General features: G+C 43.3%; 13 protein-coding genes. 3 read left to right on the top strand and 10 right to left on the bottom strand.

Annotation, left to right across the window (positions count from 1 at the left end; all coding sequences use genetic code 11):
• The first annotated feature begins 14 nt into the window (after positions 1-14).
• Both gltA and MTBPR1_RS01440 read left to right on the top strand, forming a co-directional pair.
• On the top strand, positions 15-1,313 hold the full coding sequence (gene gltA, locus MTBPR1_RS01445) for a citrate synthase (protein WP_069185759.1): 1,299 nt from the start codon (positions 15-17) through the stop codon (positions 1,311-1,313).
• A gap of 161 nt (positions 1,314-1,474) precedes the next feature.
• On the top strand, positions 1,475-2,539 hold the full coding sequence (locus MTBPR1_RS01440) for a hypothetical protein (RefSeq protein ID WP_069185758.1): 1,065 nt from the start codon (positions 1,475-1,477) through the stop codon (positions 2,537-2,539).
• 91 nt (positions 2,540-2,630) lie between these two features.
• Here MTBPR1_RS01440 and MTBPR1_RS01435 read toward each other — a convergent pair whose 3' ends face one another.
• A complete protein-coding gene (locus MTBPR1_RS01435) occupies positions 2,631-3,239 on the bottom strand; it encodes a LysE/ArgO family amino acid transporter (protein ID WP_069185757.1) in 609 nt (202 codons plus the stop codon).
• Positions 3,240-3,317: 78 nt separating this feature from the next.
• On the opposite strand from MTBPR1_RS01435, the gene MTBPR1_RS01430 reads away from it, so the two are divergent.
• On the top strand, positions 3,318-4,241 hold the full coding sequence (locus MTBPR1_RS01430; protein ID WP_083222815.1) for a LysR family transcriptional regulator ArgP: 924 nt from the start codon (positions 3,318-3,320) through the stop codon (positions 4,239-4,241).
• On the opposite strand, the gene gloA is transcribed toward MTBPR1_RS01430, so the two are convergent.
• From gloA to rseP, 9 genes are read right to left on the bottom strand one after another with little or no spacing between them, the layout of a single operon-like run.
• Positions 4,242-4,637: a lactoylglutathione lyase gene (gloA, locus tag MTBPR1_RS01425; RefSeq protein WP_069185755.1), complete on the bottom strand. Its 396-nt coding sequence runs from the start codon at positions 4,635-4,637 to the stop codon at positions 4,242-4,244.
• Positions 4,638-5,801 carry a lipid-A-disaccharide synthase gene (gene lpxB, locus MTBPR1_RS01420; protein ID WP_069185754.1) on the bottom strand — a complete coding sequence of 388 codons (1,164 nt, stop codon included), beginning with the start codon at positions 5,799-5,801 and terminating at the stop codon, positions 4,638-4,640. It lies immediately after the preceding gene.
• Positions 5,801-6,613, bottom strand: coding sequence for an LpxI family protein (locus tag MTBPR1_RS01415; RefSeq protein WP_069185753.1), 813 nt, complete (start codon positions 6,611-6,613; stop codon positions 5,801-5,803). Before MTBPR1_RS01415 ends, lpxB begins: the two co-directional genes overlap by 1 nt.
• Position 6,614: 1 nt before the next feature.
• Positions 6,615-7,400 (bottom strand): acyl-ACP--UDP-N-acetylglucosamine O-acyltransferase, encoded by a 786-nt coding sequence (lpxA, locus tag MTBPR1_RS01410; RefSeq protein ID WP_069185752.1) that lies wholly within the window; start codon positions 7,398-7,400, stop codon positions 6,615-6,617.
• Positions 7,400-7,855 (bottom strand): 3-hydroxyacyl-ACP dehydratase FabZ, encoded by a 456-nt coding sequence (gene fabZ, locus MTBPR1_RS01405; protein ID WP_069185751.1) that lies wholly within the window; start codon positions 7,853-7,855, stop codon positions 7,400-7,402. Before fabZ ends, lpxA begins: the two co-directional genes overlap by 1 nt.
• 15 nt (positions 7,856-7,870) lie before the next feature.
• Positions 7,871-8,884 carry a UDP-3-O-(3-hydroxymyristoyl)glucosamine N-acyltransferase gene (gene lpxD, locus MTBPR1_RS01400; RefSeq protein ID WP_069185750.1) on the bottom strand — a complete coding sequence of 338 codons (1,014 nt, stop codon included), beginning with the start codon at positions 8,882-8,884 and terminating at the stop codon, positions 7,871-7,873.
• Positions 8,885-8,888: 4 nt separating this feature from the next.
• Positions 8,889-9,440 (bottom strand): OmpH/Skp family outer membrane protein, encoded by a 552-nt coding sequence (locus MTBPR1_RS01395; protein WP_069185749.1) that lies wholly within the window; start codon positions 9,438-9,440, stop codon positions 8,889-8,891.
• A gap of 10 nt (positions 9,441-9,450) precedes the next feature.
• Positions 9,451-11,730, bottom strand: coding sequence for an outer membrane protein assembly factor BamA (gene bamA, locus MTBPR1_RS01390; protein WP_240492840.1), 2,280 nt, complete (start codon positions 11,728-11,730; stop codon positions 9,451-9,453).
• Between the two features lie 27 nt (positions 11,731-11,757).
• A complete protein-coding gene (rseP, locus tag MTBPR1_RS01385) occupies positions 11,758-12,888 on the bottom strand; it encodes an RIP metalloprotease RseP (protein WP_069185748.1) in 1,131 nt (376 codons plus the stop codon).
• Positions 12,889-12,901 lie beyond the last annotated feature (13 nt).

Genomic DNA, 12,901 nt, shown 5'->3' with positions numbered 1-12,901 from the left:
AAGGGGATGTCTCTATGAGTGATAAGAAGTCCTTCACGCTTACGGATAACCAGTCTGGTAAATCTTTCGAATTGCCAGTAATGGAATCAGCTGTTGGCCCAGATGTTGTTGATGTACGCAAATTTTATGCAGATACAGATCATTTCACATATGACCCAGGCTTTACGTCTACAGGTTCTTGTGAATCCAAAATCTCTTTCATCGATGGTGATAAGGGTATTTTGCAACACCGCGGTTATTCAATCGAAGATTTGGCTGAAAACTGTGACTTCATGGAAGTTGCATACCTTCTGTTGAAGGGTGAATTGCCGAACATGGAAGAAAAATCCAAGTTCGAAAATGACATCACTATGCACACGATGGTTCATGAGCAACTGCACAAGTTCTTCGACGGTTTCCGTCGTGATGCTCACCCAATGGCGATCATGGTTGGTGTTGTTGGTGCATTGTCTGCATTCTACCACGACTCATTGGACATCAATGACCCACACCACCGTATGGTTTCTTCTTATCGTTTGATCGCTAAGATGCCAACAATTGCGGCTTGGGCTTATAAATATTCAGTTGGTCAGCCGTTCATGTACCCACGCAATGACCTGCGTTATGCTGAAGACTTCCTGCACATGATGTTCGCAACACCATGTGAAGAGTACAAAGTAAACCCAGTACTTGCAAAAGCGATGGACCGTATCCTTATTTTGCACGCTGACCACGAACAAAACGCTTCGACTTCTACAGTTCGTCTTGCGGGTTCTTCTGGTGCAAACCCATTTGCTTGTATCGCTGCTGGTATCGCTTGTCTGTGGGGCCCTGCCCACGGTGGTGCGAACGAAGCTGTATTGAACATGCTGCAAGAAATCGGCACTGCTGATCGTGTTGGTGAATTCGTTGCAAAAGCTAAAGATAAGAACGATCCGTTCCGTCTTATGGGCTTTGGTCACCGTGTTTACAAAAACTTCGATCCACGTGCGAAGATCATGGCGAAAACTTGTCACGAAGTTCTTGGCGAACTTGGCATTAAAGATGAGCCACTTCTTGATATTGCTATGCAGCTTGAGAAAATCGCTTTGGAAGACGACTACTTCATCGAGAAGAAACTCTATCCAAACGTTGACTTCTACTCTGGTATCATCTTGAAAGCCATGGGTATCCCAACGTCTATGTTTACGGTTCTGTTCGCTCTGGCTCGTACAACGGGTTGGATTGCACAGTGGCAAGAGATGATCGAAGATCCATCTCAGCGTATCGGTCGTCCACGTCAGCTTTATACAGGTGATGTTGATCGTAAGTTCGTTCCGCTACATCAGCGCTAAGAACTACGGACAGCCTTCCGTATCTACAAAAAACCGTGAGAGGGAAACTTCTCACGGTTTTTTTGTTTTTGATTTTTTAACAAAATAGAAGATTATATGTTCGCACAGCTACAATTTAAAGATTAAAATTATGACTTAATAAACTTAAAAGGAGTTTTGCTGTGGGGTATACAGTTAATTGGTACTATGTTGCTTGGGTTGGTGGTGATAATGAAATAAAAATTTCAAGTTATCATCATAGGTCTAATAGTTTTGAAGACACAATAGAAACGGGGATTAAAACCTCTGCAACACCAAAGCTAATCCAATGCCAAGGGTTTGAGGGAAATATAGCCCGTTGGGCATTGGTTTATTTTGATATGGAAGGCAAACTTTGTTGTCGATATTCTAATTTAAATAGAGTGGCTGCTACTTTAGGTACAATCTGGGAGAATATACAAGCCAACAGCCCGATTGGAAAAATTGCCGCTGTTTGTCCATCTGCTGGGGCAAGAAAAATTTTCTTTCCAAGACAAGTAGAGTCTAAATTGACTCCTTATTCAGTTCCCCTTCGGCCAAGTTGGACGATTTTTGATAACCCATTCCCATTAGATATTAATAATGCAATTAAGGGAATAACAGCAACACTGCATAAAAATACAGGCATGAGTGCATGTCTATCAGATGACCAAATCTGTGTCGTTATTGCGCTGACGGGAACAGGCGATAATTTAAAAAAATCAAATATCGCATTAATTGTTTATAATGTAGCAATGAACACTGTATCTGGTGGATTGGTTTTTCCTAATCCAGGAAGTGATCAAGCTTATCTTACAGACCAAACGCCAACGATTTGTAAAACGAGTGATGGCTCAGGCATTTTAATTGGCTGGACAGGTATTGATGACAACAATAGCCTAAATCTTCTTTACTTAGATAAAGCGAAGATTACAGCGAGTAGAGGAATTGTTGCAGCATCTAATAAGCACACAACAACTTTGAATAATGAGTCATCAGATTATGCGCCTGTATTAGCCCAAAATGTTGGTGAAAACGGTCTTTTCTGGATCGGCAAGGATGCTAATCATCAGTTTAACTATCTAGAGGTCGAGTTAAAGTCAAAGTTGCTTTTATGGAGTCTTTCCACACCGGAAGATAAGCCCGGCTCAAAACATAGTTTTGATTTTCCTTCTAGCCGAAAGTTTGGGCTAGATGTAATTGGTGATTTAAAAGAACAGTTTACGTAACAAGTCATTATTAAAATATAATTTTGCCTTATGGTTTTACATTTCCTGTATTGCTGCCAATGTCTTTGGTTTGAATACAGGAAATTGGTGTTTACAACTGTTCTTTAATTAAACTAAATGCAATTAACCACATGACACTCCCTGTTAGTCCATCAATGACTTTCCATGTTATAGGACGCGAAAGATAAGGCGATGCCCAAGAGGCTGCAAAGGCAAGGAAAGAAAACCAGCATAAACTGGCACTGATGGCCCCAAGGGCAAAATAGAGCCTTGGCTCAAACTCATACTGAGCTGCAATTCCACCCACAAGCACAATCGTATCAATATAGACATGCGGGTTTAAAAAGGTGACGGCAAGTGTGTAGAGGAGTATTTCTTTGCGGCTTTTGCCGTGGGATTTTTCTTTTTCAAGGTGGTGGTTAGAGAATAGAGATTTGAAACTTTTCAGACCATACCAGCCCAAAAAAGCCGCCCCACCCCATGCCATTAATTCTGTCCAAAATGGATTAGAAGAAATTAAGCCGCCCAGACCTGCAACACCAATACTAATAAGCAAGGCGTCACTGAAGGCACAGATAAGTGCTACCATAATATGGTGTTGGCGGCGCAGGCCTTGGCCTAAGAGAAAGGCGTTTTGCGCACCGATGGCGATGATCAAGCCACCACCAACGCCAAAGCCGGTAAGAACGGCACTTATCATTGTTTCTACTCGCTTTTGATTGACAAAGTGACACATTCTTAACTAATTATCTCTATAAAGAGAAATGAATAGTCCTTAATGGCGATTAGACGAGCTTATGAAATGTTAGATTACAAATTGGTTGAGGCCGTTTCGGCAGTTATCAGACTGGGTTCCTTTGAAAAGGCAGCTCAGGAATTGGGGATGACTCAATCAGCTGTTTCCCAACGTATCAAGCTGTTGGAAGAACGCATAGCCCAGCCTCTTGTGGTGCGCTCAAAACCCATTAAGGCAACAGATGCAGGCCAGCGTCTTTATCGTCATTTCCAGCATGTAAATATGTTAGAACAAGAAATTCTTTCTGATATTCCTGAAGATGGCACTAATAGTAATTTCAAAGGCGTTGCACTGGCTGTTAATGCCGATAGTCTTGCTACTTGGTTTATTCGCGTGGCTGAAGTCTTATTCCTTGATTACAATCTACTTGTAGACTTATCCGTGGCGGATGAGACAAATACATTGGATTTGCTAAAGCAAGGCACTGTCATGGCCTCAATCAGTACGCAAGATAAGCGTATTCAAGGCTGTAAAGTCCAGACACTTGGCGCCATGCGTTATGTACCTGTTGCCCGCCTTGATTTTATTCAACGCTATTTCCCTGAAGGGGTGACGCCAAGCGCATTAAGAAAAGCGCCAGCCGTAATTTTTGGGCGTGATGATGAAATACATCAGAAGTTTTTAAAGAAACATTTCCGCATTGCAGCGGGTGAGTTTCCAACGCATGTTGTGCCATCCTCAGAAGGATTTGTTAATGTGTGCCGTACAGGCATGGCCTACGCTCTTGTGCCTGAAAATCAGGTGAAGCCCTATCTTGAAAATAGTGAACTGATCAAGATTTGCGATAAAGAGATGCTGCGTCCCCTTTATCTGCATTACCATAATATCGATAGTACAATGCTGAAATCTGTTGTGAGCGTCACACAGGCAATTGCGGCAATGGAACTTGGTACTTTTAAAGAATAATTACTTTTTTTCAATGAGTTCTATTTTATAACCGTCAGGGTCTTCAATAAAAGCGATGACGGTTTTACCATGTTTCATCGGGCCGGGTTCACGCACGATTTTTGCACCAGATATGCGTAAGCTTTCACATGTTTTATAAATATCAGGCACGCCAAGGGCGAGATGGCCAAAGCCATTGCCTATTTCATAAGGCTCGCTTTGATCCCAGTTATGGGTAAGCTCAATAACTGTGTGATCCTCTTCCCCACCGTAGCCTACAAAGGCAAGGGTGAATTTGCCATCTGGATAATCAGACTTTCTTAAAAGCTTCATACCAAGAATATCTGTGTAAAATGAAATCGATTTATCAAGATCAAACACGCGGATCATGGTGTGGAGAAAACGAAATTCTGACATTTATGAAACGTCCTTTTGAAGTAGGGATAAGACACAATCAGCGGCGCGCTCACTTGGTTTTTGCCCATCGCCAAGCCCAAGTTTTTTCATCGCTGTTTCAATCTCTGCATCCTGTGTATGGCGATGTTTTGCATCGTCAAGGATTTTTGAAACCTCAGTAACGATATTCTCTGGTGTGCAGTCATCTTGAATGAGTTCTGGAATAACGTATCTATCGTGCAACAGATTGACGATGCTGGCGTATTTGACTTTTACGAGGCGTTTTGCCAAAAAGTGTGTCATCTTTTTCATACGATAGGTGATGACACTCGGGGTTTTTGCCAATGCAAGCTCTAAGCTCACTGTGCCAGAGGCTGCAAGGGCAACATCAGCAGCTTTAAACGCACCAAACTTCTCATCATCCCCTTCCACGATAAGAATGGGAATGCCCCACTCCATAGTCATTTCTTTGACATATTGTGACACGGTCGAGACCGTGGGTAAGACAATGCGCAAATTAGGATATTTTGCTTTGAGGCTTGTCACGGCATCTTTAAAAATTGGCAGAAGCTGTGATGTTTCAGTCTGACGGCTGCCCGGTAACATACAAAGTAAAGGGACATCAGCAGGAATACCGTGGCGCTCTTTAAAGGCTGCTGCTGATATGTCATCAATGCCGCTTTCAATAACACTATGACCAACAAATGTGGTTTTAAGACCCTCTTTTTCAAAATAGGGCGGCTCAAACGGTAAGATCACCATGAGATGGTCTAGAAACTGTGCAATCTTCTTTGCCCTGCCCGGTTTCCATGCCCAGACAGTGGGGGCCACATAATGGATCAGAGGGATGTTTTTACCTTTAAGTTTTTTTGCAACCCGAAAGGTAAAACCCGGTGCATCAATGGTAATGAGGCAGTCCGGTTTTTGGCTTTCTACATCTTGTGCTGTCTGTTTAATGCGACGTAGAATTTTAGGGATATGAGGTAATACTTCAGCCAATCCCATTACGGTAAGTTCTGACATGTCAAAAAGGCTTTCTAATCCTTCTTCACACATATGAGGACCACCAATGCCGCAGAAACGGACTTGACCGTTTGTCTTGGCTTTTAACGCCTTCATCAGGCGCGCACCAAGAAGATCACCTGATGGCTCACCTGCAATAAGATAAATAAGTGGGGTTTTCATTATTCAATTCCCATAAGGAAGAGACCGAGCTCATCAGCCTTTGAAATAACTTTGTCCTGATCAACAATAATAGAACCATTAGCTTCAACCGCAACACCTCTTAGGCCTGCTTTATGGGCATTGATAAGTGTTGCAACACCGATTGTAGGTAAATCGGCTCGTTTTTCCTGATTAGGTTTTTTTGCTTTTACCAGAACACCGCCGAAGCCATCACGTTTTACATCTAGACAGCGTTCAAGCATTTTATCAGTGCCTTCAATGGCTTCTACGGCAAGAACAAGACCATCTTGAACAACACAAGCCTGACCGATATCAAGTTCCCCCATGGCGTGGGCAATTTGAAATGCTTTTTGGATATCTTTTTCTGCTTGTTCGTCCGGTTTTGTTTTGCCAAGGATCCCTTTTGGGGCAAGAAGGTCTTCTAAAACGTCATGAGCACCAATAACTTTAAAGCCTTCACCTTCTAAGGCATGGATGATGCGTGTAAGAAGACCATCATCACCAAAAGCCGCAGCACCTGTTTTAGCGAGAAACTTTAATCCCCATGCATCGGGGCGAATGGCAACAAGAGAGGGCCGTTTAATAGGTCCCGCCATTAATAAGCTTTTGACATTTTCTTCTTTGAGAATGGAAAGTGTCTTACCTGCAGCCCCTAACCTAACCCACGTGTGGGGATGACCTGCAACCAGTTCTGGCTCAGTTTGGCCTTTAAAGGCGATGATATGAAAAGGGCGACCCTCGCTCACACATTTTTGAACAATGCGTTTGGGAAGGTCGCCTTTACCAGCTAATAGTCCGAGTTTATCCGCCATGTTATTTCGGCGTACAGACGCCCCGCGATGAATCCTGTCTGATGAATTTAACAATCTCCATCACTGGCTCAACGTCTTTAAACATATTTGCAACATCTTCAACGCGTTCTGCCATTGTACCTTCTTGGGCAAATAACAGACGGTAGGCTGTGCGCATAGAATGAATGGCTTCACGATCAAAATTGCGACGCTTAAGTCCAACAATGTTCAGCCCAGCCAGACGAGCACGGTTGCCTGTGACAGAACCGTATGGGATTACATCATTTTCGATGCCAGACATACCACCGATCATGGCGTGGCGACCAATACGGCAGAATTGGTGAACAGCAGAAAGCCCACCAATAATTGCCCAGTCTTCAATAGTCACATGGCCTGCAAGCGTTGCGTTATTAACAAGAATAACATTATCACCAACTTGGCAATCATGACCGATATGAGCGCCAACCATCACCAGACAGTTACTGCCCATTTTGGTAAGCATTCCCCCACCCTCTGTACCAGGGTTAATGGTGACATGTTCACGAATGGTGTTGTTTTCACCAATTTCAAGGCGTGAAGGTTCGCCATTATATTTCAGGTCTTGTGGACAGTGACCGATTGAAGCAAATGGGAAAATTTTATTGTTGTTGCCAATCGTCGTGCGGCCTTCAACAACCACGTGAGAGAGCAGTTCAACATTCTCGCCAATTACAGCATCAGGACCCACCATACAAAATGGGCCAATCTTTGCACTCTCAGCAACTTGCGCTTTTGAATCAACAACAGCGCTTGGATGGATATTAGCCATTATTCGTTCACAATCATTGCTGTAATAACGGCTTCAGCCATTAGGGTATCATTTGAATAGGCTTCACCTTTGAACTTCCAGATGTTGCCGCGTTGACGTTCTTTCTTCACTTTGATGTGAAGCGTATCGCCGGGACCAACGGGTTTTCTAAAACGACAACCATCAATGGACATGAAGTAGACAAGCTTGCCTTCAATCTCAGAACCTTCCGTATGAACAACAAGAACAGCAGCGGTCTGTGCCATAGCTTCGACGATCAAAACACCTGGCATAACCGGTTTTGTTGGGAAGTGGCCGGGGAAGAAAGGTTCGTTAATTGTAACGTTTTTGATACCCGTTGCGCTTTCACCAGCAACAAGGTCTTCAACGCGATCAACCAGCAAGAATGGATAACGATGCGGGATCATTTCCATAATGCGCATAATATCTACTGATGTGACTTCATTTTCTGACATTGATTGTCGTCCTCTTTATTTTTTTCCGCGTGTCAGCTTTTCAATCATGCCGACTTGACGTAACCATTTCCATTGTGGAATAGCAGGGAAACCGCCAACGGTCTGTCCTGCTTCAACATTTCTCATAACACCAGCTTTTGCCGCAATAACAACGCTATCGCCAATTTCAAGATGGCCTGCAACACCGGCTTGACCACCCACAACAACAAAGTTGCCGAGTTTCGTACTGCCTGAGATACCTACATGGGAGACAATGACGCACCCCATGCCAATTTGCACGTTATGGCCGATTTGAACGATGTTATCAATTTGGGTCCCTGCCCCAATGACAGTATCGGGCCCAGCACCTCGATCAATTGTTGTCGCAGCCCCGATATTGACATGATCACCGATAAGGACCCTGCCCAATTGGGGGATGCGAACATGGCCTTGCGCACCACTGGCAAAGCCAAAGCCATCTTGACCAATTTGACAACCAGGATGGATTGTAACGCCATTGGAAATGATTGTGTGGCTCAGGGTAACATTGGGGTGGATAATGCAGTTTTCACCAACTGTCACACCATCACCAAGCACAGCATTTGACTTGATCCATGTACCCTTGCCAATGATGACATTCTCACCAACATAGGCACCAGCTTCAATGATCACACCATCAGCAATTGTCGCTGTTTCTGAAATATTTGCTCTTTCAGAAATTTTAGCTTTTGGAAAGGTAACCGGATAAAATGTCGATGCAATCTTTGCATAGCCCATATAAGGCTCTGCCGTTACCAATAATGACATGCCTTCAGGGGCTTTATCTGCGACTTCAGGGTGGACAAGGCATAAGCCTGCTTTGCTTTTGGTAAAAGCCTTGACGTATTTGCGGTTGTCCAGAAATGAAACCTGTTCACTTGTTGCTTGGTCAATACTTGCAACATCAGTAATTAAAGCATCTTTATCACCGACAAGCTCTGCAGAAGCAATATCTGCAAGCTCATGGGCTTTAAAAGGGCCATTACATTTAAAAAATCGACTGTCTGCCATGTGTCTACTTTGTTGTTACAACGACTTTAGGAAGGGTTTTATTTAGTTCTGTGATAACTTGATTTGTAATATCAAATTGTTCTGCAACGACAATTGTCTGTGCGCGACGAAGAACAAGTGTAAAACCTTGTTGTTGTGCAAGAGCAATCACCACTTTGCTAAGCGCCTGTTTGACTTTTGCTTGTGCTGCATTTTGTGCTTTTTGAAGTGAAAGGTTCTTTTGTTGAACTTTCTTTTGAACACCAAGAACCTTTTGCTCAAATTTACGTCGCTCTTCCTTAAAAGCTTCTTGGCTTAACAAAGTTTTTTTCTGTGCGAGTGATTGGTTTGCTTGGTGTAAAGCTGTTTCTTCTTTTTTCACTTCACTACGATATTGTGATCTGATTTTATTAACCTGTTCACGAATACTTTTCGGTGCAGTTGACTTAATAAGGACTTGCTCCATATCAACAACGGCAATCTTTATAGGAACCTGCTGAGCATGAGCAGGACTTGCAAAGTGCAAACCCAAGAGAGCGAATACGGCAAGAGCGATGAGTTTCTGGCTAATCTTCATTTATATATTCCTAGAAACGTGTTCCGAAAGTGAAACGGAAGTTTTCAGTTTTATCATGATCTTCTTCTAAAACAGGGAAAGCCCAATCAATGCCGATTGGCCCCATGGGGGATACCCATGATAACCCAAGGCCAACTGAGGCACGTAGTGCCGAGTTATCAATTGTTTTACTATCAGTTGGGTTTAATTCCGTTAATGTACCGTAATCAGAAAACGCCACGCCTGAAATTTGATATTCATTTGGTAAACCAAGAGGGAAGCGAAGTTCAGTAGAACCGTTAACGATATATTCACCACCCAGTGAATCACTTGTGGAGCTATCACGAGGACCTACACCACTGTCTTCAAAACCACGTAAAGTGCTCCCACCTAAGAAGTAGCGGTTTTGGACTTTTACATCTTCACCAAGGCCCACGATATGACCTATACGTCCTTTAGTGCTCAAAATCCATTGATCTTCTAGTGGATAATAATATGAAGCTGTCACTTGGTTACGAAGATAATAAACTGTACCGCCTAAGCCCGCGACTGTATTACTGACGCGCAAACGATAACCTTCTGTGGGGGCTACGCGACTGTCACGATTATCATAGGTAAGTGCATGTGAAATTGAGGATGTCATTTCCTCGCCTTCTTGTGACTTAATCAGGGAAGAGGCATCTGAAGCAACATTTTCAATGGTTGTTTCATCAAGCTTATAACTCCATGCCTGAGTCATATGATCCGAAAATGGATAGCTTGCTCTTAAAGCAAAACCAAGGCTACTTACATCATAGGAACTAGAATCTTGCTTTTCTTGTGTTGTCTTGTATAGATCAAAACCTGCAGCAAGTTCGCGATCAAGGAAGTATGGTTCAGTAAAGGCGAGGTTATAACTTGTTTTTTCTGCGGCGATATTTGCTGAAAGGCTCAGGTTTTGACCTTTACCGAGCAGGTTTGCCTCTGAAATACCAAATTCGACCATGGGGCCGTCTTCTGTGGAAAAACCAGCACCAACGGAAAGAGATCCCGTTGACTTCTCTTCAACAGTCACGTCAATAATTTTTTGATCAGGCGCACTGCCTGGAGACTGGGCGACCTGTACATTTTCAAAGAAGTTAAGGTTGTTAATACGTTTTTTTGAACGTTTTAGTTTTGCAGCATTTAGTGCATCGCCTTCAACCAATTGGAATTCACGTCGCACAACTTTATCAAGGGTGCGGAAGTTGCCATTGATGTTGATACGTTCAACAAAAACACGAGGTCCTTCATTGATGTTAAATGTTAAGTCAATTTGTTTGTTTTCTGTATCTTTATCAACTTGAGGGCTGACTTTAACAAAAGGGAACCCTTGAAAACCCACATTATCAATCAAATCTTCAACAGAATCATCAACTTCATCTGCATTATACCAATCACCGACTTCAATATCAGAAACACCTTCAAGGCTTTCGTCCTGCAGGCCTTCCAATGAGTTTTCAATGTTCACGCTTCTAATCTCGTAACGTGGTCCTTCATCAATTGTATATGTGATGAAGAATTCTTCACGTGACGGGCTGAGCTCTGCAACAGCAGATGTTACTTTAAAGTCAGCAAAACCACGTGATAAATAGAAACGACGCAACAACTCTTTATCATAGTTAATACGATCAGGGTCGTAGTTATCATCAGCTGTCAGGAAATTATACCAACGCGACTCACGTGTGCGCACAACATCAAGGAGCTTGCTGTCACTATATTCTTTGTTACCAACAACCCGTATTTTCTCAACGCCCGTTGGATCACCTTCTTCAATTTCAAAAACCAAATCAACACGGTTTTGATCTAGCTGAATGACTTTAGGTTCAATTGTTGCTGCAAAACGACCGCTGCGACGATAAAGCGTTAAAATACGCTCAACATCTTGTTGAACGCGCGTGCGTGTGTAGATCACACGTGGGCGCAATGTCACTTCAGAATCAAGAGTCGGATCATCAAGTTTACGGTTACCTTCAAAGGCAATGCGGTTAATAACAGGGTTTTCAATGACGTTAATAACCAGATTAGTACCTTCACGCTTGAAGGTCACATCTGCAAATAAACCTGTTGCAAAGAGCTTTTTCAAGGAACGGTTAAGCTGGCGTGAGCTGTAGTTATCACCTTCTTGAAAAGTCAGGTACGTGCGTACAGTTTCGGGCTCAACACGTTGTGCACCAACGATTGTGATCTCTTCAATCAAACTGTTTGCCATGGCACTCGCGCTTGTCAAAGCAGCGGTTAGTCCAAATGCTACGCCAGCACTGATTGATGTAATACGATTGCGTTTTTTCACCTTAGTCCCCCATTATCGAGTTATCGCTCAGGTGAAGAGCTGTGTGATAAAATCGAATACTTTCAACTGCACAAGGTCATTCCATGTTGCAAAGACCATTAAACCCAATACCAGAGTTAGGCCAAAACGGAAACCATATTCTTGCGCCCTTTCACTTAAAGGCTTACCTCGTATGGCTTCTGCAGCATAGAATACCAGATGTCCACCATCCAGCATCGGAATTGGAAACAAGTTTATCAGACCAAGGTTAACAGAAAGTACCGCCATCAAATAAATTAAACTATCAAAGCCGGATTTGGCAGCATCCCCTGAAACCTGTGCGATGCGCAATGGCCCGCCAAGGTCCTTCATGCTGCCCCCACCTGTGATTAGTGTGCCAAGGTGGGATAGGATTTGTGCAGATAGGTCATAGGTACGCTCAATCCCCATCCAAACGGCAACAACAGGATTATAACGCACATATTCAGCCTGTTCCGCATCCGGGCGAATACCAAGCTGACCTACCATCTTATCACCCGCTTCGCGCGCTTTTGGTGTGACTTTAATTGCCAGCTCTGAGCCATTTCGCAAAACAATAGCATCAAGCGCTTTATTTGGGCTTGCCATAACGATTTCACGTAAATCATCAAATGTATCTAGCTTTTGTCCGCCTAGGCTTAGAATAAGGTCGCCTTTTTCAAGCCCTGCTTCAGCAGCAGCACTTTCAGCCACAACTTCGCCAACACCAGCATGGAATTTCTCCGGAACGCCAACTGCCATATAAAGCAAAGCAAAAAGAACAGCTGCAAGAATGAAGTTTGCAATAGGGCCCGCGGCAACAATAGCAGCACGGGCACCTAGTGATTTATAATAAAAAGAAACTTTCATTTCTTCATCACTAAAGGGGCGTTCTTCACTTTCGGTTGAACCGCTACTGGCAGCATCGGTGTCGCCAAACATTTTGACATATCCACCAAACGGCATGAGACAGACTTTCCAGCGTGTATCAGACTTATCATTCCAGCCAAAAAGTTCTGGGCCAAAACCGATGGAAAAGATTTCCACCTTTACACCATTGCGTCGCGCAACCCAGTAATGACCGAGTTCGTGGAAGAAAACCAAGACACTGAGGGCAAAGATAAAAGCCACAATGGGGTTGGCGAAAAGGATATCGTACATTTAAAAAACCGAA

It is taken from the genome of Candidatus Terasakiella magnetica, from assembly GCF_900093605.1.
GTDB lineage: Bacteria > Pseudomonadota > Alphaproteobacteria > Rhodospirillales > Terasakiellaceae > Terasakiella > Terasakiella magnetica.
The sequence above is the reverse complement of the archived record's forward strand: the minus strand, read 5'-3'. Positions and strand labels throughout refer to the sequence as shown.

Excerpts from the sequence above, each read along its gene's own strand:
- MTBPR1_RS01415 (WP_069185753.1), bottom strand. The coding sequence starts at position 6,613 with ATGGCGGATAAACTCGGACTATTAGCTGGTAAAGGCGACCTTCCCAAA.
- lpxA (WP_069185752.1), bottom strand. The coding sequence starts at position 7,400 with ATGGCTAATATCCATCCAAGCGCTGTTGTTGATTCAAAAGCGCAAGTT.
- gltA (WP_069185759.1), top strand. The coding sequence starts at position 15 with ATGAGTGATAAGAAGTCCTTCACGCTTACGGATAACCAGTCTGGTAAA.
- MTBPR1_RS01430 (WP_083222815.1), top strand. The coding sequence starts at position 3,318 with ATGGCGATTAGACGAGCTTATGAAATGTTAGATTACAAATTGGTTGAG.
- gloA (WP_069185755.1), bottom strand. The coding sequence starts at position 4,637 with ATGTCAGAATTTCGTTTTCTCCACACCATGATCCGCGTGTTTGATCTT.
- MTBPR1_RS01435 (WP_069185757.1), bottom strand. The coding sequence starts at position 3,239 with ATGATAAGTGCCGTTCTTACCGGCTTTGGCGTTGGTGGTGGCTTGATC.
- rseP (WP_069185748.1), bottom strand. The coding sequence starts at position 12,888 with ATGTACGATATCCTTTTCGCCAACCCCATTGTGGCTTTTATCTTTGCC.
- fabZ (WP_069185751.1), bottom strand. The coding sequence starts at position 7,855 with ATGTCAGAAAATGAAGTCACATCAGTAGATATTATGCGCATTATGGAA.
- MTBPR1_RS01395 (WP_069185749.1), bottom strand. The coding sequence starts at position 9,440 with ATGAAGATTAGCCAGAAACTCATCGCTCTTGCCGTATTCGCTCTCTTG.
- lpxB (WP_069185754.1), bottom strand. The coding sequence starts at position 5,801 with ATGAAAACCCCACTTATTTATCTTATTGCAGGTGAGCCATCAGGTGAT.
- lpxD (WP_069185750.1), bottom strand. The coding sequence starts at position 8,884 with ATGGCAGACAGTCGATTTTTTAAATGTAATGGCCCTTTTAAAGCCCAT.